18 protein-coding genes are annotated in these 21,957 nt (G+C 28.5%); 10 read left to right on the forward strand and 8 right to left on the reverse strand.

Features of this window, described 5'->3' with window-relative positions; genetic code table 11:
* The first annotated feature begins 117 nt into the window (after positions 1-117).
* The 3 genes from KI686_RS11545 (at position 118) to KI686_RS11555 (ending at position 3,902) form a co-directional block, all read left to right on the forward strand.
* Entirely contained in the window at positions 118-1,332 is a 1,215-nt protein-coding gene (locus KI686_RS11545) for an imelysin family protein (protein ID WP_237589466.1), read from the forward strand.
* 85 nt (positions 1,333-1,417) lie between these two features.
* A complete protein-coding gene (locus tag KI686_RS11550; protein WP_237589467.1) occupies positions 1,418-2,830 on the forward strand; it encodes a di-heme oxidoreductase family protein in 1,413 nt (470 codons plus the stop codon).
* Between the two features lie 10 nt (positions 2,831-2,840).
* A complete protein-coding gene (locus KI686_RS11555; RefSeq protein ID WP_237589468.1) occupies positions 2,841-3,902 on the forward strand; it encodes an imelysin family protein in 1,062 nt (353 codons plus the stop codon).
* Positions 3,903-3,998: 96 nt separating this feature from the next.
* Here KI686_RS11555 and KI686_RS11560 read toward each other — a convergent pair whose 3' ends face one another.
* The 5 genes from KI686_RS11560 to KI686_RS11580 form a co-directional block, all read right to left on the reverse strand.
* Positions 3,999-6,398 (reverse strand): TonB-dependent receptor family protein, encoded by a 2,400-nt coding sequence (locus KI686_RS11560; RefSeq protein ID WP_237589469.1) that lies wholly within the window; start codon positions 6,396-6,398, stop codon positions 3,999-4,001.
* Positions 6,399-6,402: 4 nt separating this feature from the next.
* On the reverse strand, positions 6,403-7,785 hold the full coding sequence (locus KI686_RS11565; protein WP_237589470.1) for an HTTM domain-containing protein: 1,383 nt from the start codon (positions 7,783-7,785) through the stop codon (positions 6,403-6,405).
* Between the two features lie 64 nt (positions 7,786-7,849).
* A complete protein-coding gene (locus KI686_RS11570; protein ID WP_237589471.1) occupies positions 7,850-8,959 on the reverse strand; it encodes an imelysin family protein in 1,110 nt (369 codons plus the stop codon).
* Positions 8,960-9,047: 88 nt separating this feature from the next.
* On the reverse strand, positions 9,048-10,238 hold the full coding sequence (locus KI686_RS11575; protein WP_237589472.1) for a DUF4856 domain-containing protein: 1,191 nt from the start codon (positions 10,236-10,238) through the stop codon (positions 9,048-9,050).
* 172 nt (positions 10,239-10,410) lie between these two features.
* Complete coding sequence (locus KI686_RS11580; protein ID WP_237589473.1) at positions 10,411-11,265, reverse strand: hydroxymethylglutaryl-CoA lyase; 855 nt, start codon at positions 11,263-11,265, stop codon at positions 10,411-10,413.
* Positions 11,266-11,335: 70 nt separating this feature from the next.
* On the opposite strand from KI686_RS11580, the gene KI686_RS11585 reads away from it, so the two are divergent.
* The gene (locus KI686_RS11585) at positions 11,336-12,508 is read left to right on the forward strand and encodes an MFS transporter (RefSeq protein ID WP_237589474.1); all 1,173 of its coding nucleotides are present in this window, start codon (positions 11,336-11,338) and stop codon (positions 12,506-12,508) included.
* A 14-nt stretch (positions 12,509-12,522) separates the two neighbouring features.
* Here KI686_RS11585 and KI686_RS11590 read toward each other — a convergent pair whose 3' ends face one another.
* The 3 genes from KI686_RS11590 to KI686_RS11600 all read right to left on the reverse strand — a co-directional run bounded on the left by KI686_RS11590 (position 12,523) and on the right by KI686_RS11600 (position 14,859).
* A complete protein-coding gene (locus KI686_RS11590) occupies positions 12,523-12,747 on the reverse strand; it encodes a DUF8828 family protein (RefSeq protein ID WP_237589475.1) in 225 nt (74 codons plus the stop codon).
* A gap of 22 nt (positions 12,748-12,769) precedes the next feature.
* Positions 12,770-14,095: an MATE family efflux transporter gene (locus tag KI686_RS11595; protein WP_262913991.1), complete on the reverse strand. Its 1,326-nt coding sequence runs from the start codon at positions 14,093-14,095 to the stop codon at positions 12,770-12,772.
* A gap of 200 nt (positions 14,096-14,295) precedes the next feature.
* A complete protein-coding gene (locus KI686_RS11600) occupies positions 14,296-14,859 on the reverse strand; it encodes a fasciclin domain-containing protein (RefSeq protein WP_237589477.1) in 564 nt (187 codons plus the stop codon).
* 148 nt (positions 14,860-15,007) lie between these two features.
* On the opposite strand from KI686_RS11600, the gene tpx reads away from it, so the two are divergent.
* The 6 genes from tpx (at position 15,008) to ribB (ending at position 21,746) form a co-directional block, all read left to right on the forward strand.
* Positions 15,008-15,505, forward strand: coding sequence for a thiol peroxidase (gene tpx / locus KI686_RS11605; RefSeq protein ID WP_237589478.1), 498 nt, complete (start codon positions 15,008-15,010; stop codon positions 15,503-15,505).
* Between the two features lie 9 nt (positions 15,506-15,514).
* A complete protein-coding gene (locus tag KI686_RS11610; RefSeq protein WP_237589479.1) occupies positions 15,515-15,901 on the forward strand; it encodes a diacylglycerol kinase family protein in 387 nt (128 codons plus the stop codon).
* Between the two features lie 33 nt (positions 15,902-15,934).
* Complete coding sequence (locus KI686_RS11615; RefSeq protein WP_237589480.1) at positions 15,935-18,388, forward strand: FtsK/SpoIIIE family DNA translocase; 2,454 nt, start codon at positions 15,935-15,937, stop codon at positions 18,386-18,388.
* Between the two features lie 38 nt (positions 18,389-18,426).
* Positions 18,427-19,083, forward strand: a complete 657-nt coding sequence (gene lolA1, locus KI686_RS11620; RefSeq protein ID WP_237589481.1) for an outer membrane lipoprotein periplasmic chaperone LolA1 — start codon at positions 18,427-18,429, stop codon at positions 19,081-19,083.
* A 61-nt stretch (positions 19,084-19,144) separates the two neighbouring features.
* Positions 19,145-20,590, forward strand: a complete 1,446-nt coding sequence (locus KI686_RS11625; RefSeq protein ID WP_237589482.1) for an LptF/LptG family permease — start codon at positions 19,145-19,147, stop codon at positions 20,588-20,590.
* 10 nt (positions 20,591-20,600) lie between these two features.
* The gene (ribB, locus tag KI686_RS11630; protein ID WP_237589483.1) at positions 20,601-21,746 is read left to right on the forward strand and encodes a 3,4-dihydroxy-2-butanone-4-phosphate synthase; all 1,146 of its coding nucleotides are present in this window, start codon (positions 20,601-20,603) and stop codon (positions 21,744-21,746) included.
* Positions 21,747-21,957 lie beyond the last annotated feature (211 nt).

Genomic DNA, 21,957 nt, shown 5'->3' on the forward strand with positions numbered 1-21,957 from the left:
ACAAGGTGCTTTATCAATTTTATTATTTTTAATTATTCTAAATAAAGTTTGTGTAATATGATAAAAGTCATTTAATTTGCATCATATTTAAAAACAATCTAAATAAATATAACTATAATGAAATTGAATTTTACAAAACTAACCTTACTTTTATTTGTAAGTGTTTTAACTGTTTCTTGTTCTAAAAATGATGATGAAACACCAACAGATATAGTAACAAAAGCAGAATTTATTTCAAATTACGCTACAATTGCAGCTGCTAATTATGATGATACATACAACACAGCAGTAGCAATGAAAACAAAAATTGACGCTTTTATTGCTGCTCCTTCAGAAACTACTTTAACAGAAGCAAGAGAAGCTTGGTTATATGCTAGAGATTTTTACGGACAAACAGAAGCTTATAGAGAAGCTAATGGACCTATAGATAATGAAAATTTATTAGGTACAGAAGGGCAAATAAATGCATGGCCTTTAGATGAAGGTTATATAGATTATGTATACAACACTACGGGAGGTATTGTACAAAATGGTTTAGTTGGTGATACTTCTTTTGATTTAACAGAAGCTAACATTATTGCTAAAAATGAAGATGGTAAAGATGATAATATTTCTACGGGTTGGCATGCTATTGAGTTTTTACTTTGGGGACAAGACTTAAACTATAATAGTGTAACACATACAACAGATGATTATTCTACTTCTGGTAATAGACCTTATACAGATTACACTACAGCAGATTTTTCGGATAGAAGAGCTACTTATTTACAAATTGTTACAGATTTATTAGTTAGCGATTTAAATGATTTGAACAATACTTGGGCTGTTGGTGGTTCTTACAGAACTACTTTTGAAGCTTTAGATGAAGATGTAGCTTTAACAAACATCTTAAACGGAATTGGTTTTATTTCTAATGGAGAAGTTGCATTAGAACGTTTAGACCCAGCTATAGATGAAGGACAAGAAAATGAACACTCTTGTTTTTCTGACAATACAAACCAAGATATGTGGGCTAATGTACATGGAATTAACAACATTATTATTGGTAGTTACACAACAGAAAGTGGTGCTGTTATTTCTGGTGCTTCTTTAATAGAACTAACAAATGCTAGTAATACAACTATTGCATCTGCTTTAGAAACTAAAGCTTCTGAAACAGTTTCTAAATTAAACACATTATTAAGTTTAGGTAAAAACTTTGATGAAATTATTAGTGAAGAAACATTAGGTTCTAACGGTCCTGCTGGTCAATTATCATCAGCATTAAAAGCACAAGGAACAGCTATTTCTGATGCAGCTAATACATTAGGTGTTAGCATTACAATTAACTAATCTATTAGATTAGACATATATTTTTTAAATAAAACTGGAGACTTTATTAGTCTTCAGTTTTATTTATTTTTGCAAAAAAGAATAAATGAAGTATTTATATATAGGAGTTTTAATATTTATATGTTTTTCTTGTACTTCTGATGGTTTATCTGATGAAGAATATATCAGTATAAATTACGAATTAGATGAAGAAAAATTAGTATCTGATTTATCTATTGAAGCTTTTACCGCAGATAAAGCTTTTGGTAGAGGGATTCCTATTTTATCAGATTTAGAACTTGCTTTTTTTGGTGTTGGTAATGCCATGTTCGATCAAAGTTGGGTTTCTGCTCCTGCCTCTACTACTTCTAGAGATGGTTTAGGTCAAATTTTTAACGCAAGAGCCTGTAGTGCTTGTCACTTAAGAGATGGTAGAGGAAAACCTGTCTTAGAAAATGGCGCTGGTTCAGAAGGATTTTTAATTAGATTAAGTTCTGGTAATGATCTTATAACAGGACCTATAGGTTTTGGTAATTATGGAGATCAATTACAAGATGATTCTAATTTGGGTATTGATAAAGAAGGTACAATTAACGTTCATTTTGAAACAATAACAGGTACTTATCCTGATGGAGAAACTTACGAATTAAGAAAACCTATTTATACAATTGTTGATGAGAATTATGGTAGTTTAAGCAATGCTAAACAATCTCCAAGAGTTGGCCAACAAGTAATAGGTTTAGGTTTTATAGACGCTTTAAGTGAAGCCAGTATTTTAGCCAATGAAGATATTAATGATATTGATGGTGATGGAATTTCTGGAAAAGCAAATTATGTTTGGAATGTTAAAGAAAATAAATCTACCATTGGTAAATTTGGTTGGAAAGCCAATCAACCTACATTAGAACAACAAATTGCTGCCGCGTTTAGTGGTGATATGGGATTAACAACTTCTATTTTTCCTGATGAAAATTGTCCTCCTGGTATTGATTGTGATGAACTTTATAATGGTAATAATGAAGGTGAAACTGTAGAAGTAACCGACACTCAAATGAGCAGAATAATGGTTTATCAAGCAGCTATTTCCGTTCCAATAAGAAGAGATTATAATACAATTGATGTCTTAGAAGGTAAAGCTTTATTTAGTGAGTTAGAATGTGCTAAGTGCCATATTAATAATTTTACAACGGATAATAATTATTCTTTATTAACTCAATTAGAAAACATAACTATAAGACCGTATTCTGATTTTTTATTGCATGATATGGGTGATGATTTAGCAGATAATAGAGCCGATTTTTTGGCTAACGGAAATGAATGGAGAACACAACCTCTTTGGGGATTAGGAATGATAGAAACCGTAAACGATCATACTTTTTTATTACACGATGGAAGAGCTAGAAATATTGAAGAAGCTATTTTATGGCATGGTGGTGAGGCAGAAAATGCCAAAAACAACTTCAAAAATTTATCTAAAGAAAGTCGTGAACAAGTACTTAAATTTTTAAATTCATTATAAATAACAAAAAATGAAAAAACTTTTTTTCTTTTTCTTTTCTATAGCTTTTTTATTAGCCTCTTGTAGCAAAGAAAATTCAGATACTACATCATCAATAGATCTTTTTCATGAAGAATATTATAATGTAAACATATTACCTGCTTTAAATAATTTTAAAACAGAAATAGAAAAGCAAGTAACTCTTACAGAAGCTTTTCAAACAAATATAAATCAAGAAAACTTTACTGCTTTACAAGAGCAATGGTTAAACTCTGCCATTTCTTACTCTAAAACTAGAGTTTATAATGTGGTTGATGTAAAATCACTTTATTTTGATATCATCATTTATAATTTTCCTGCAAATCCAACATTAATAGAAGGTAATATTGCAGATAAAACTACTTTTGATACCGATTATATTAGCAATAGTAGTACAGTTTCTAAAGGTTTAGCGGGTATAGAATATTTGTTATATGAACCAAATAATGATAATCTTGCTCTTTTACAAGAAGATTCTTACAGAGTAGATTATTTATTAGCTATTTCTAAAGAAACATTAAGACAAATAAATCTATTAATTGATTTTTGGGAAGATGGTTACAAAACAACTTTTTCTAATTACAAAAGCTTATCGTGTATAGAAAATGCACGCTGTTTGGCTTTTAATCAACTTATAAATATTATAGATATTATTAGAGTTACTAAAATTGGTAAACCTGCCGGATTAGAAAGTTCTTCTAATATAAATCTAGATATTTTAGAAGCGTACAGAAGTAAAAGTTCTTTACAACTAATAAAAAGTTCTTTAGAAGAAGTGCAAAATGCATATACTTTAAGTAGTGTAAATTTTGCAAATATTGTTGATGAAATAGCGGGTTCTACAGAAATTTCTACAGAAATTGACAACAGTTTTACTACCGTTTTTAACAATATTGATGCCATTGATAACAATTTATACACAGCAATTTCTAATGGTGATGAAAGTGTAGAAACTCTTTACACTTCTTTATTTAGTTTATTGCAATATTTTTCTGTAGATGCAGCAAGTACATTGTCTGTTAATGTTTTACCTACAGATAATGACGGAGATTAACTATAGTATTTGAAAGAAACTTTTATAAAAATCAAACAAAAAAACAACCTATAATTAAATTGTAGGTTGTTTTTTTTACTTCTAAGTTTATTAATTTTAAAACTTAAACTCTAAAGTAATGTAATAATTTCTTGGTGACGATGGAATAATACCCGGTCCTGGATAACCTGTGGCTCTGCGTGTAAAATAACTATTATCTAACAGATTATTTACTCCTGTTTCTATCTTTAAAAACTTGTATTTATAAGAAGCAGAAACATCTAAAATATCATACGCTGGTATTTCTCCAGTAACGCCGCTTATACTACCTCCTGTTGCGTTAGTTGCATCAGAAAATTGACGCGATAAATAAGAATATTGAATGCTTGCTAAAAAGTCTTTATAACCAAAACGAGCTCCTGTTTTTATATTGATGTTTGGTATAAATTCAACCTGATTACCTACTACTCCATTAATTTCTGACTTTGTATATTCTGATGTTATAAAAGAAGAATTAATAAAGTAATTTAATACATAATTAGAATTATTGATAAACAGTTTTTTTAGATTAAAATCAATCAAACTTTCTATTCCTAAAATTCTGGCATCACCAATATTATCTCTTTCTGCTTTACCGTCATCTCTTGTGTAAATATTAATTCTATCATTATAAAACAAACCAAAAACATTGGCATCATAAGAAAAAAAGTTTTTATAATTTCCTCTAAAACCAGCATCAATAGTAAACCCTTTTTCATCTGTAATATCTGGTGAAATTTCAAAAGCAGGGTTTGCTGTACTTATATCAGAAAATGTTACAGAACGGTAATTTTGAGATATATTACCATAAAATTCTGTTGTTTTATTTAATTTATAACTAGATCCTAAGCCTAATAAAACAAAAGTTCTTTCGTTAGTTTCTTCTTCATCTCTTAGGTTTTCATTAATTACATTTCCTGCAGCATCGGTAACAATATCTTTTATAATTTCGTCTCTTTTTGTGTTGATGTACTCTAATCTAAAACCAGGTGTAATTGATAATTTATCATTTATATAAAAAATATTTTCACCAAATAAGCATGTATTTAAATTCGGGAATTTACTGTCAGACTGGTTTGCATAATCTGGATATTCATCTAAATACATATTAAAATCGGCATCAGAACCATCAGAACCAGGACCTTGCATATTGGTGTTTTTTGCTTTGTAAAATTTTGTACCAATTAAAAAAGTAGACTTTTTATCAAAAATGGTATAATTATTTACCAAACGAGACTCAAAACCAAAGTTTTTAAATGTACCTTTTATCAAATCTCTTTCTTCACCAGAATCAACTTGATTTACTCTATTGGTTCTAAAACCTAATGCATCTCTAGAAGCATCTAATCCAAAGAAATTAAAAGAAAAATTGGTGTTATCAGAAAAAGCATGTTCCCATTTTAAATTATATAAAAACCATTCTACTTGAAACCAATTACGTGCTCTGTTACTTTGTAACGGCTCTTCGTTAAACATATCATCAGTTAAACCGCCTGCTTGTTGCGCTAAATATTTTAAACCTGTTAACTCTAAAGACAACTTGCTTTTATTATTTATTTGATACCCTAAATGTGCAAATATGTTGGTAGATTCAAATTCAGAATTTGGTCTAAAACCGTCTCCTTTTTTATAATTGATGTAGGCATAATAACTAAACTTACCATACGTATTACTTAAACTTGTAAAATTTGTATACAAACCATAACTTCCCAAAGTATTTCTAAAAACAATTTCTTGGTTTTTTGTTGGTTTTTTAGTGATAAAATTAACCAAACCTCCAAATTGCGTTCCGTATTGTAAAGAAGCAGCACCTCTAATTACTTGTATTTCATCCAATCCTTCGGATGCGGGTGTATAATAACTTTCTGGATATCCTAAAACATCTGCACTAATATCGTATCCGTTTTGGCGAGTATTAAAATTAGCAGTTCTATTAGGATCTAAACCCCTACCGCCAATGTTTAATTGCAAACCTGCATCATCATTTTGATAAATATTTAAACCTGCAACTTGATTAAAAATTTGACGCGCATTATTGGTAGATAAAGCTGCTGCGGACTGATTAACTAAAACCACTTCTGTTTTTTTACCCGCATAAATTGCAGTGCCTTCTACATCTTTAAGCCTTTTTAACTCAAAAACTTTACGTTTTCTAGATTTAATTTCAATTTCTGATAATTCTTCTGAGAAAGAATCTAATACAATTTTTATATCTGTGTAATTATCTACCTTTAAAACAACTCTTTTAACTTTATAATTATCCGCATAAAAAACTAAAGAAACCGTTTTAGTATTTATAGAAAAAGAAAATGCTCCCAAAGTATTTGTTTCTGCTAACAAACCACCAGATTCATTATAAATTTCTACTTTATTTAAAGTCTTGTTTTCATCAGAAACTACGGTTCCTGATACTTTATACTGACTGTAAATTGTAGTTTGTATTAGGGTAAAAACGATTAAAAAGAATCTAAATTTCATATATCTATAGTCCTGTTATTTTTATGTTTGATGAAAACGGAATAATCCAATCTTTGTGTTTAAAGCTTTCTTTTTGTTGATATAAATCTACTTTTGAATCGATATATCTAGTACTTAAGCGTCCGTTTAAAGCCACGTAACTTTCTGCAAAAATAGCTATATTTTTATGTCCTTGGCTTTTAAAATGATCTCCTAAAAAATGTGCATATTCTAAAATAAAATCGGGCTGAAAACTCATTTGTTTTTCTTGAAATGTGGTTAAAAAATCTTTGTTATCCACCATAAAAAAACGCCCTGTTTTTGTGTCTACTACTTTAAAATTTGTCATTCCTGCTTTTTCCATTAGCATTACTCGCCAAGAAAAACGATATCCTTCTTCTGTCCAAAATAATTCTCCCGGATATAATAAATATCTAAAAGGTAATACAAGCTGAATGATTAGAAATAGACTTAAAAACGGAATAAATAATTTTCTCTTATTTGTTGAAAAATTATAATTATTAATTAATTTTAGATTTCTCGACTGCGCTCGAAATGACAATTTTGACAAAAAATTTTTTATGAAATCAATAATTTTTTGATGAAATTTAGCATCAAAAAATATTAATGTAGAAACAATCATTATAAAAGGAAACATGCCAATTGGAAATAAAACTCTAGTAAAAACATGAAAAATCACTACCAATACAAAAGCAAAAATTCTAGTTCTTTTGTACAATAACAAAAACGGAATAGACAAATCGTACAACATTCCAGACCAACTCATGGCAAAATGAAACCATTCTTGTTGCATAAAGTTATTACCAATTAAAGGCAAATCGTATTTAGAAGGCAACCAAATTTTTAGCGGCATTGCTCTAAATAACCAATCGGAATTTAATTTTGCCAAACCAGCATAAAAATAGACAATACCCAAAAGTATTTTAATAATATCTATTGTCCATTTTGGTATGTTGATATATTTCTTTTTTTTAAATAAATTATCAATAGAAAAAGTAGCATTTGCAGGTAAAAAAATAAGTACAAAACTTATAATCGTTATAAAATAATAATGATTTAAATAAGTAGTTTTATCCATTAATTCTATATAAGTAAAAGATAGAAAGAAGGTAATTATTGCCAGTCTATATTTATAACCAACAGCTATAAATAGTGCTGATAAACCACAAATAACAAATAATAAATAAGTGTAATTTCCTATTGGCTTTATCCAACTAAAACCATAATAAGAAAAAAACATTTTTGGTTCTAAGTACAGTTTTTCTATCCAACCGTTTGCCCAAAAACGGACAATGCTAGCAAACATCATTAAACCAAAAAACAAACGAAACACAGCCAAAGGAGCTGCGTTTGTTTGTTCTTTAAAATTGTACTTCAAAAATTTCATCAAAATAAAAAACCTAAGATTTTATCTATTAGTAAATTCTTAGGGTTTGATTTATACTAATATTTTAATCTCCATCTGCATCAACATAATCTACACTTATATTAAAAGCTTGTAGCATATCTACTTTTAGTAAAACTACTACTTTTTGTAATTCATCATAAGCTTTTAAAATAGCGATATCATTTGTATTAATTTGCTCGTAAAAATCTGAATTTAATGTGTTTATTTGAGTTCTTGCTACTTCTATTTGATTGATAATACTTGTAGAAATATCTTCTCTTTCTATATCTATTAAGTAATCATCAAAACCAACACCAGCTGTTGATGAGTTATAATGATTTCCTTTAAACAAAGCCTCTACAGCTACTAAAGCTTCTAAAGCTAATTCTTTAGAGTAAATTCTACTATAATATGCCTCTACTTTTTCTGGCAAAGCTGTTGATGAAAATACTCCTGCAGGAATACCAAACTTATTGGCTCTCAATCCTTTTTCGTAATAATAAACGTAATCATTAACCAATATATTTACAGCACTTGTTGCTGTATTAGATGTACTTGAAACAAACTCATTTCTATAACTAGACCAATCTATAAAAACTTGCTCTGTTAAGGTAGTCATTTGATTTAAAACATCAGTTAGGTAATTTTTGTAACCTTCAGAATTTTCATCTGTTGTGTATTTTTCAATGATAGTAACATCTGAATCTGCAACACCATATAATAAATAATCTATGGCAGGAAAACCTTGTGCATCTTGGTTATTTACACTAGTTAAATCATAAGAACCATTAGAAATGTTTGTTTCTACATCTAAAACGGTTAACGGATATACATTCATGTAAAATGAATATTGAATCTCTTCTGCTTTACCAAAGTTAAAAACTTCTAAATATTGCCAAGTTTTATATGCTACTAACCAAGAAGATCTTAAATTTTCTAAATTTGTTTGATTTGGAGTTTCCGTAAACGTTTCTCCAGCAGACTTTAAAGCTGTCATTTTTGTGCTAAAGTCTGTGTAGGCAGGAATAATAATATTGTCTGCAATATTGGTTAACATTGCACCTCTATCAAAATTATCTACAACTATTTCTTCCTCTTCTTCTGATGTTGATGAACTACATGAAACAAAAATTGTTGCAACAAATATAAAAAGGATATGAACTTTTTTAATCATTTTATTCTTATTAAATCTAAATATATTGCAAAAATAAGGAAAAGAAATCAATTGAGATTTCTTTTCCGTTCTTATAAATTTTAGACTATTAACTACCTGCTTGAGTAACAGTAAAGTTAAATTTAGATGCTATAGTATTAGAAATATCATCTAAAGTTGTAGATGTTACATCCCAAAAACCATTACCTGCTTGTAAAGTACTCATAAATCCATCTACTTCAGATTTTGTAAGATATGGCTCTGTAGAATTTGGTTTTCTTGTAAACTGTAAGCTATAAACAAAACCTAAACCTTCTGATAAGTCATGAAAAGCAGAAGCGTAATCTGAACCTAAATTTGCTTTACCTTGTTGTAAATAATACACAGCTCTTATACCAATAATTTCAGAAATTTTTTCTTTTATTATAGCTGCTTGCTCATCTCTTGTTGTATAATCTTTATTTACAATTGCAGCTCTACCTAATTTAAAAGCATCATAAATATCTGCAGCAATTCCTGTAAAATCTGCATCACCTTCTACTCTATCTAAATACTTGTTTAAAAAACTATCGGCACCTAAAACAGGTAATGTTACATCTGCTTCTAAGCCGTATAAATAACCAAAAGCTTCATCCCATTTATGCTCCATTGTAGTATAATTGTTATCGCCATCTAAAACATCTGCATCATTATTTGCTACGTTGTCTCCAGCATCTAAAACAGCTGGACTTAAATAATTGTTTAAGATTTGATCTACCATTAAACCACCAATAAGACCTTTGTTTATTACTTGGTTGTATTCTAATCCTTTTGCATTTACATATCTTGTAGATCCTCCACCTGCTTCTTGAATTTTACCTGCTGTACCAGAAACGGCATCTACATTCCAATTAGGATAAACTTCGCTTACTTGTGCTGCTATCCACGAATCAAATTGAGATTTAATTAGAGATGCATCTGATGTGTTTGCAGAATAAAAATCTGTTGAAGCTGCTGTTTTACTTCTTATACTTTTATCTGAAGCATTTAAATCTGCATCAGAAAAATTTGATTCTCCTTCAGAATGTGCAAATTTACCACTTAAAGAGGCTGTTGTTTGGGTATTATCTGAAAGTGCAGATACAAACTCCTCTCCCATTTCTATTCTTGTAGTTTGTCCTGAAAAACTTACAGTTGTTATACCATTTCTTTCAAATGTATAAGTTGATGGTGCTACTGTTAATTGTGTATCGTCTTCATTGTTATTGTTACACGAAATTAAAACTGTTGCAATTGCTAATGATAAAATAATCTTCCTCATCTTTTATTTAGATTAAATTTAAATACTGTTAATTTGATACAATATTACATCTCAGATTTTTTTTTAATCTCTTTATGCGATGAAATGACTTTTTAACAAGTTAAATTGTAATTTTTTATAAGTTGAAATGACTTGATTAGAAGATTTTAATCAAAAAAAGATAATTATAGGTTTAAAAAGTCTCTAAAGCTTTGTTATAAGCGCTTTCAAAACTCATAGGTCTAATATTTGTATCTACTTTTTTTGCAGTAAAATAACTTAATAGTTTTTCTGTTGGCATATTACCCGTTAACTCATCTTTTGCCATTGGGCAACCTCCATAACCTTTCATAGCTCCATCAAACCTATTACAACCAGCTTTAAACGCTGCATCAACTTTTTCGTGCCATTTGTTTGGTGTTGTATGTAAATGAGCACCAAACTCTATAGTTGGGTATTGTGTAATTAAATTGGAAAATAAATAATCTATAATTTTAGGTGTAGAGCTACCAATAGTATCAGAAAGTGATAAAATTTCCACTCCCATTTTAGATAATTTTTCTGTCCACTCGCCTACTATTTCTACATTCCAAGGATCTCCATAAGGGTTTCCAAATCCCATAGATAAATAAGCTACTACTTTTTTATTAGACTTGTAAGCTATGTTTAAAATTTCGTCTAAGGTTTCTATAGATTCTGAAATAGTTTTGTGAGTATTACGCATTTGAAAATTTTCTGAAATAGAAAAAGGATATCCTAAATAATCTATTTCTTCAAATTTAGATGCATCATTTGCTCCTCTTATATTTGCTATAATTGCTAATAATTTACTAGTAGTTTTAGTTAAATCTAATTTTGATAAAACAGCGGCTGTATCTCTCATTTGAGGTATTGCTTTAGGAGAAACAAAACTTCCAAAATCTATAGTATCAAAACCAACTTTTAATAAAGAATTTATGTACAATGCTTTTTGTTCTGTAGAAATAAAATGAGACTTTATTCCTTGCATTGCATCACGTGGACATTCTATGATTTTAACTTTTTTCATTAAAACCAAAGATAAAAATTCTATTTACTTGGCAAAATTTTAAATTTATTATTATTACATTTATTCGTTTATGAACAAACAAAAAATAATACTCCCTATTATAATTATCTCTCAATTCTGTTGTACCTCTTTGTGGTTTGCAAGTAATGGAGTAATGACAGATTTAGTAAATAGCTTTAATTTAGAAAATTTTGCTTTAGGTTACCTTACTTCTGCAGTTCAGTTTGGCTTTATAATTGGCACTTTTGTTTTTGCCCTTTTTACTATTGCTGATAGGTTTTCTCCTTCTAAAATATTTTTTTTCTGTGCAGTTTTAGGCGCTTTTTTTAATCTACGTCTAATTTTTGAAAACCAAACTTTCTTTACTTTAATAGGTATGCGATTTTTAACAGGATTTTTCTTAGCAGGAATTTATCCTGTAGGAATGAAAATTGCTACAGATTATTACCAAAAAGGATTAGGAAAATCTTTAGGTTATTTAGTAGGAGCTTTAGTTTTAGGTACAGCTTTACCACATCTTTTAAAAGATATGATGTCTGGTTACTCATGGAAAAACATCTTGATAGCAATTTCTATTTTAGCTTCTTTTGGTGGCCTAATTATGTTAATTTTTGTACCAAATGGTCCTTACAGAATGAAAAATACTAAATTAGATATTACTCTTTGTTTTTCTATTTTTAAAAACTTAAACTTTAGAAAAGCTGCATTTGGGTATTTTGGGCATATGTGGGAACTTTATACCTTTTGGGCATTTGTACCAATTCTTTTAAAAACATATAACAACATACATACAGAATCTCAATTCAACATTCCGTTATTGTCTTTTTTTATTATTGCAATTGGTAGTTTATCTTGTGTTATTGGTGGTTATTTAGCCGAAAAATATGGCACTAAAAAAATTGCTTTTTTAGCGCTTTTATTGTCTTGTTTTTGTTGTTTAATTTCTCCTTTAGTATTTTATGTGAACAATAAAATGGTTTTTATAACATTTCTATTGCTATGGGGAATTTTTGTAATAGCAGATTCTCCTTTATTTTCTACTTTAGTGGCACAAAATGCACCTTCTAAAAGTAAAGGTACTGCTTTAACTATTGTAAACTGTATTGGTTATGCAATTACAATTATCAGTATTCAAATAATTAGTAATTTAACCAATTCTACAGACTCTAATTTAGTTTATTTAGTATTGGCTGTTGGCCCTATATTAGGTTTAATGGCTATGAGAAGTAAAAAGATTGCTTAAAATAGAAATAGAAATTACTCGTATTTTTTCATTTCTTCATCATAGAACTCGCCAGCTTTATCCATTAAATCTGCTAATTCTGTGGCAATATCTTCTTCATTTTCACCTGTTAAATCTTCAAACCACTCAATTTCATCATCTTTTAAATTAATCATAAAACGTGGAAACTCTGTATGCAATACAAAAATATCTTCCGGAAAATTGCTGTTGTCTGCTAATAAAAATTTAGGTAAATTCATCCTGTTTATTTTTTGTTTTTTTTTAAATTAAAGTATGTTTTTCTTTTATCAATTTTAAAGTTAACCAATTAAATCTGATAAATAAGAGAATAGAAGCTGTTGTTAATCCGGCTAATAAACCTAACCAAATACCAAAACTACCGTACATTTCTTCTGTACCAAGGTAATAAGACACCGGAAAACCAATAACCCAATAAGAAATAAAAGTAAGTATTGTTGGTATTTTTACATCTTGTAAACCACGTAAAGCGCCTAAAACAACTACTTGTATACTGTCTGATATTTGAAAAAAAGCTGCTGCCAATAATAATTTAGAAGCAATAGAAAGTACTGCAATATTATCTACATAATTTGCTTCATCATTTAAATCTACATAGATATTTGGTAAACTTTTATGAAAAATAAAAAATATTAAAGCAAAAAAAGTGGCAAATAAAATACCTAATAAAAATATAGAAAATGCAATTCTTCTTAACTCTTTATAATTTTTTAATCCTTTTTGATTACCAACTCTAATCATAGATGCTACACTTAATCCCATAGCAACCATAAAAGTCATAGAAGATAAATTTAATGCTATTTGATTTGCCGCCTGAGGATTTTTACCTAATAAACCGCTTAACCAAATTGCTGCGGTAAAAATAGCAACTTCAAAAAACATTTGCATAGAACTTAAAGAGCCTAAACTTATAATTTTCTTTATCATTAAAACATCTAAAATAAAGAACTTTATATTTTTTACAATTTTTGCAGATCGTTCTTTATAACGTAATAATCCCCACAAATAAACTACCATAATTACTCTAGAAACTAAAGTACCGTAGGCAGCACCAACAATACCCATTTCTGGAAAACCAAATTTACCAAAGATTAAAATATAGTTTAAAAGTGTATTTATAATATTAGCTATTAACGTAGCATACATTGGATATTTTGTCATAGACATGCCATCACTAAATTGCTTAATTGCCTGAAAAACAACTAAAGGAATTAAAGAAAAAGCTACTAAATCTAAATAAGGAATTGCTATTTCTACAACCTCTTTAGGTTGTTTCATTAAATACATTAAAGGTTTAGAAAAATAAACTCCTAAAAATAAAATAAGACCCAAAGTAGTACATAAAAACAAACCACTTTTGTAGGTAGATCTTGCTTTTTCTAAATTATTAGAAGAGTCTGCTTCTGCAATTAAAGGTGTTATTGCTGTAGAAAATCCAATGCCAATAGACATTGCAATAAACATAAAACTATTACCTAAAGAAACGGCAGCTAATTCTGCAGTGCCTAATTGGCCAACCATAATATTATCTATAAAGCTTACAAATGTATGCCCTAACATACCTAACATTACTGGTGCTGCAAGTTTCCAATTATACTTAAATTCTGATGTATACTGTGTAATATTCACGTAGACTACTATTTTTTTAAAAGTGCAAAAGTACAACTTGTTATTATAAAAGCTTATGCCCTAATAAAAAATAGTAAAAAGAAAAAGCTACTTCATAAAGAAGCAGCTTTTATTCAAATAATTATATTTAATCTATCTTTTTAAGATTTTGGTAATAAAACAGCATCAATAACATGTATAACACCGTTAGATTGATTTACATCTGCAATTGTAACTTTTGCTTTCCCTCCGTTTTCATCAGAAATATAAACGTTACCGTCTTTTTTCCATGCTGTAATTGTACCACCACTTACAGTTTTAATCATCGCTTTTCCATTTCCTTTTTTTATCAATTTTAAAATATCTTTCGCATTCCATTTACCCGCAACAACATGGTATTTTAAAATTGTTTGTAACTTCATTTTATTTTCTGGTTTTAATAAAGTTTCTACAGTACCGTCTGGCAACATACTAAAAGCTTTATTTGTTGGTGCAAAAACAGTAAAAGGTCCATCACTTTTTAAAACATCTACTAAATCTGCTGCTTTTACCGCCGCTACAAGTGTTGTATGATCTTTAGAGTTTATTGCATTTTCTACAATATTTTTAGAGGGATACATTTCTGCTCCACCAACCATTTTAGTTTTTTCTTGTGCTAAAAAAGACTGTGCTGTAAATAAAGTAAATGTTAAAACTGCTACTTTTAAAAATTTTAATGTTCTCATAATTTAATTTTGTTTTAATATTAATTTTGATTCACATATACTTACGAAGATTTATATCCTTTGGTTTTAAAAAAAATTAAACCAACCTAAAAATTTAAAAACATCTATAAATTATTCTTACTTTTGATGTTCTAAAAAATATACTAAAATGGCAAACATCACATTAAAAGGAAACGCAATAAAAACAATAGGTAATTTACCAGAAACTGGTACTAAAGCAGCTGATTTTAAATTAACTGCAGTAGATTTATCTCAAAAAAGTTTAGCAGATTTCTCTGGTAAAAAAGTAATTTTAAATATTTTTCCAAGTGTAGATACAGGTACTTGTGCTGCATCTGTTAGAGAATTTAACAAAAAAGCTGCAGATTTAGAAAATACAGTTGTATTATGTGTTTCTAAAGATTTACCTTTTGCTCAAGCACGTTTTTGTGGTGCAGAAGGTATAGATAATGTTGTTATGTTATCTGATTTTGCTGATGGTAACTTTGGTAAATCTTATCAATTAGAAATTGCTGATGGACCTTTAGCTCACTTACACTCTAGATCTATTGTTATTATAGATGAAAATGGAGAAGTAGTGTATACAGAACAAGTTGCAGAAACAACAGAAGAACCAAATTATACAGCTGCATTAAACGCTATATAATATAGTTTTATGAAAAACCCTAATGACAGCTTTTTAAGAGGTAGAATTCGTAGTTTTAAATTTGCCTTTAAAGGTCTTTGGCTTTTAGTTACTACAGAAGATAGTATTAAAGTACAGATTTTTATTACTTTTATTGCTACCATTATGGGTTTTTATTTTAAAATTTCTAATATAGAATGGATGTTTCAGATTTTAATAATCGGCTTTGTACTTGTTGCAGAAGCTTTAAATACATCCGTAGAAAAAATGGCTGATTTTATTCATCCAGATTATCATAAAAAAATTGGTTTTATAAAAGATATTGCTGCTGGTGCTCCTACCTTTGCTGCAATTACGTCTTTAATTATTGCAGGTTTTATTTACGTACCTAAAATAGCATTGTTTTTAGAAAAATAATTACAGTTTACAGCTAAAAAGAATAATTTATTAATGGCAATAAGAAAAAAAAGTAGAAAAAAAACAATAATGCCTTCGGATAAAAAACCGAGCATTTTTGCCTTTCTAAAAACGAATCAAACAAAAACAATAGTAGGAACCTTTTTAATTTTATTTTCTTTCTTTCTTTGTTTTGCTTTTGTTTCTTTTTTCTTTAATTGGAAAGAAGATCAGAGTATTCTTACAGAATTGGCTGATAAAACTGTAAAAAGCAAAAATTCATTAGGTAAAATAGGACAAAATTTATCTCATTTTTTTATTTATAATGGTTTCGGAATTAGCTCTTTTATTATCTGTTTTCATATTTTAAAAACAGGAATATCAATTCTAATTAAAAGAAAAATATCATCTATAATTATTTCTTGGAACTGGGGTTTAATAGCTACACTATGGTTTTCTATTTCTTTAGGCTTTTTAAATCCTAAACACGCACTTTTATCTGGTATAATAGGTTTTGAAATTAATGAATATTTACAAACATTTATTGGCAAAGTAGGTTTAGTTATCTTTTTATTATTCTATTTAAGCGTATACTTAATTGTACGCTATAAAGTAACTTTTGAAAAATATATAGAAAACTATAAAAGAAAAAGAGAAGAAAGAAGAGCCCAAGAGTTAATTGATACAGATAACCAACAAATTACTACAGCTACAGAAGAAATTAAAAAAGAACCTGTAAAGCCTTTAGTACAAGAAAAAGAAGAAATTGAAAGAACAAAAAAATCTAGTGTAGAGCTTTCTTTAGAAAACTTACAACCAACAATTTCTAAACATTCTGATGTAACAAATAACGATATTTCTTTAAATGTAAAAACAACATCTAAGACAGAAACAGAAGAAACTGTAGAAGATATTAATGATGTTGGTATTGATATTGCAATTAATAAAGAAGAAGAACAATCTGTAGAGAATTTATCTGATAAAGTTTTAAAAGATTTTGGTGAGTTTGATCCTACTTTAGAGTTATCTAACTTTAAATTTCCAACTTTTAATTTATTAAAACAATATAACGAGAGTATTTCTATTGATCCTACTGAATTAGAAGCTAATAAAGATAGAATTGTAGAAACTTTAAAAAATTATAAAATTGGTATTGCAGAAATTAAAGCAACTGTTGGGCCAACAATTACTCTTTATGAAATTGTACCAGAAGCTGGTATAAGAATTTCTAAAATTAAAAATTTAGAAGATGATATTGCTTTGTCTTTATCTGCTTTAGGTATTAGAATTATTGCACCAATACCAGGTAAAGGAACTATTGGTATAGAAGTTCCTAATCAAAAATCAACCATCGTTTCTATGTATTCTGTTATTTCTTCTAAGAAATTTCAAGAATCTCCTATGGAGTTACCTATTGCTTTAGGTAAAACAATTTCTAATGAAACCTTTGTTGTAGATTTAGCAAAAATGCCTCACTTGTTAATGGCAGGAGCTACAGGACAAGGAAAATCTGTAGGTTTAAATGCCGTTTTAACATCTCTATTATATAAAAAACATCCTGCAGAAGTTAAATTTATTTTAGTAGATCCTAAAAAAGTAGAACTTACTTTATTTAATAAAATAGAGCGTCATTACTTAGCTAAACTACCAGATGTAGAAGAAGCAATTATTACAGACACTACCAAGGTAGTGCACACATTAAACTCTCTTTGTATAGAAATGGATAATCGTTACGATTTATTAAAATCTGCAATGGTTCGTAATATCAAAGAATATAATGCTAAGTTTAAAAAACGTAAATTAAACCCCAACGAAGGTCATCAATTTTTACCTTACATAGTTTTAGTTATTGATGAATTTGCCGATTTAATAATGACAGCTGGTAAAGAAGTAGAAACACCAATTGCACGTTTAGCACAGTTAGCTAGAGCAATTGGTATACATTTAATTGTTGCCACACAAAGACCTTCTGTAAACGTAATTACAGGTATTATTAAAGCCAACTTTCCTGCAAGAATAGCTTTTAGAGTAACCTCTAAAACAGATTCTAGAACCATTTTAGATGCAGGTGGAGCAGATCAATTAATTGGTCGTGGAGATTTATTATACACAGCTGGTAATGATATTAACAGAATACAATGTGCTTTTGTAGATACACCAGAAGTAGAAAAAATTACAGATTTTATTGGCTCTCAAAAAGCATATCCAGAAGCTTATCAGTTGCCAGAATATGTAGATGATGAAAGTGGCACAAGTATTGATATTGATATACAAGATAGAGACAAATTATTTAAAGAAGCTGCAGAAATTATTGTTACAGCACAACAAGGTTCTGCTTCTTTATTACAAAGAAAATTAAAATTAGGTTATAATAGAGCAGGTAGATTAATTGATCAATTAGAAGCTGCAGGCATTGTTGGTGGATTTGAAGGGAGTAAAGCTAGACAAGTTTTAATACCAGATTTTATTGCTTTAGAACAACTATTAGAAAACGAAAAAAACAATTAAAATATCATCTAATTTTTAAGATGAAAAGAACTAAAATTATGAAAAAAATAGCAATCTTATTTTTCAGTTTATTTATTACAACAATTACTTTTTCTCAAAAATCTGAAGAAGCAAAATCTCTTTTAGATGAAGTTTCTAAAAAAATGGGAGCATATAAAAACATGAATATTGGTTTTGCACAAACATTAAGCAATGAAGATGCTGGTATTAAAGAAGGTGATGAGCCACCTATTAGAGGAGAAATTACGCTACAAGGAGAAAAATATAACCTAAATTACTTAGGAAATACATTTATTTTTGATGGAAAAAAATTATATGTAATTAATAACGATGAAAAAGAAATATCTATCACAGAAGGAGATATGGGAGAAGATGATGGTTTTATATATCCTTCAAAATTACTAACTTTTTATAAAGAAGGCTATAATTTTGAAATGGGAGATTTAAAAAACCTACAAGGTAGAAAAATTCAGTTTGTTACTTTAAATCCTATCGATAGTAATTCTGATATTGTAAAAGTAGAATTAGGTATAGATGCTAAAACAAAACACATCTATAAATTAATACAAACTGGTTCTAATACATCTAAAACAACCTTTACTATAACTAAACTTAAAAGTAATCAAACATTACCTAACCAGTTTTTCTCATTAGATCTTGCCAAGTATAAACAATTAAAATATACAATAGATTAATTTTTTTCAATTAACAGTTAATTAGTAGCTTCTTTCATCTTAAGAAACTACTTTTGCAGCAATGAAAATTTTAGATAAATACATCCTAAAAACATTTCTAGTTCCATTTGTAGCTACATTTCTTATTGTGCTATTTGTTTTGGTAATGCAAGTGTTATGGCAAACTTTTGACAATATAGCCGGTAAAGGAATTAGTTTTCCTTTTATTTTAAAATTTTTATACTACACAACTCTAATTATAACACCCCAAGCCTTACCCATAGGTGTGCTATTATCTTCTATTATGGCTTTGGGTAATTTAGGTGAAAACTATGAGTTTGCTGCGGCAAAATCTGCAGGTATATCTTTACAAAGATTAGTTAGACCACTTGTTTATTTAACCATATTTTTTAGTGGTATAAACTTTTTGTTTTTAAACAATGTATACCCTTATGCTGTTTTAAAACAAAAAAACCTGTATTTAAATATTAAAAAGAAAAAACCTGCAATGGCTTTAGTACCTGGTAGTTTTAATAGCGATTTACCTGGTTATCAAATTAAATTTACAGAAAAATATGGCGAAGAAGAAAACCTTTTAAAAAATGTTTTAATATATGATTTATCTGGTTTTAAAGGCAACCTTAAAGTAATTACAGCTAAAAGAGGTAAAATTATTTCTGAAGAAGGAAGTAGATATATAACCTTTATCTTAAATGATGGTAATTATTATGAAGAACATTTAAAAAGAGGTACAACTGCAGCCAAAAATAAAAATATGCCTGCTTCTAGTGCTATTTTTGATGAATATGAATTTAACATTGATATTTCTTCTATTTCAGATGAAGGAGATTTAAATAAAACGGATCATACTAAAAACCACATGATGCTTAGTCTAAATCAATTAGGCGACACAATTCCTCATTTAAAATCTAATTATGATGAAGTTTTAAGCTTAAAAGCTAAAAACTTATATACATCAGTAACAGCTAAAGACTTATATAAATATCAAGACTCTTTAAAACCAAAAGACTTAGATCCAAATATTTTAGAAAACTTTAAATTAGAAGATAAAGTAAATATTTTAAACTCTGCAGTAACAAAAGCAAGTAGAGCTTATAGTTCTATAAACAATAACAAAACAAAAATTAAGCTCCAAAGAAAAACCTTAAACTACTTTGATACAGAATATTACAACAGAATAGCTTTTTCTTTATCTTGTTTAATTCTCTTTTTTATCGGAGCCCCTTTAGGTTCTATTATTAGAAAAGGTGGTTTTGGCTTACCTATGATATTAGCTATTGCTATTTATGTAACTTATTTCTTTAGCAACACTTTTGGTAAAAACCTTGCAGAAGAAAGTTCTATTACATCGTTTTTAGGATCTTGGATTGCAGCAATAATTATGGTTCCTTTAGCTATACTATTAACAAGAAGAGCCACAAAAGACAAAGGAATATTTAATCTAGATGCCATTACGCAACCGATTATTAATTTCTTTAAGAAAACATTTTCAAAAAAAGAAGCATAACTTATTTATTATGACAGCTCAAAATATAAAAAACAACACTAAATTAAACTTAATTTCTGAAGCTATACAAGATATTAGAAATGGTAAAGTTATTATTGTTGTTGATGATGAAAATAGAGAAAATGAAGGAGATTTTTTAGCTGCAGCAGAAAAAGTAACTCCAGAGATGATTAACTTTATGGCTACACATGGTAGAGGTTTAATTTGTACTCCTTTAACAGAAACGCGCTGTAAAGAATTAGATTTACATGTTATGGTTAACAATAACACAGACCCTATGGAAACTGCTTTTACCGTTTCTGTAGACTTACGTGGTAAAGGTGTTACAACAGGTATTTCTGCTGGCGATAGAGCTCTAACTATTAAGGCATTAGTAGATAATGAAACTAAACCTTATGATTTAGCAAGACCGGGACATATTTTTCCTCTTATAGCTAAAGAAGGTGGTGTTTTACGTAGAACTGGTCATACAGAAGCAGCCATAGATTTTGCTCGTTTAGCAGGTTTAAAACCAGCTGGTGTTATTGTAGAAATAATGAATGAGGATGGTACAATGGCACGTTTACCACAACTTTTAGAAGTTGCCAAAAAGTTTGATATTAAAATTGTTTCTATAGAAGATTTAGTTGCCTACAGAATGGAACATGATTCTTTAATAGAGAAAAAAGAAGATTTTGATATAAAAACAAGATTTGGAGATTTTAGATTAAGAGCTTACCAACAAACAACAAATAACCAAGTACATATTGCTTTAACTAAAGGTTCTTGGACCAAAGAAGAATCAATTATGACTCGAGTAAATTCTACTTTAGTTAATAATGATATTTTAGGAACATTAACAAATGATGCTGATAAGAAGCTAGAAAAGATGTTTCAGGTTATAAATAAAGAAGGTAAAGGAGCAATTATCTTTGTCAATCAGCAAAATCAATCTCAAAATTTACTAAGCAGATTATCTATTCTTAAAGAAAATCAGCAAGCAGGTAATATGAAAGCGCCAGAAATTAAAATGGACAATAAAGACTTTGGTATTGGTGCACAAATATTACACGATTTAAACATTAGAAAACTACAATTAATTACAAATACTCAGCAATCTAAACGTGTTGGTATGATTGGTTATGGTTTAGAAATTGTAAAGTATATTAGTTACTAAAAAAATTAAAAACCTCTTTTTATTTTTCTTTAACAACCCATTTTTTAAGCTAAATCAATTAGGTTGTTAAAGAAAGTTAATAAAACATACCACTTGGTATTTTTTATTAACTTTGGTTTATACTTAAAATTAGAGTGAATAGAAATCAATTTTAATCAGCTAATTTTTAATTAGTAAATTTTATAATAATTAAGACACTAAAAAAGCACAA

The organism is Polaribacter sargassicola, assembly GCF_021991835.1.
GTDB lineage: Bacteria > Bacteroidota > Bacteroidia > Flavobacteriales > Flavobacteriaceae > Polaribacter > Polaribacter sargassicola.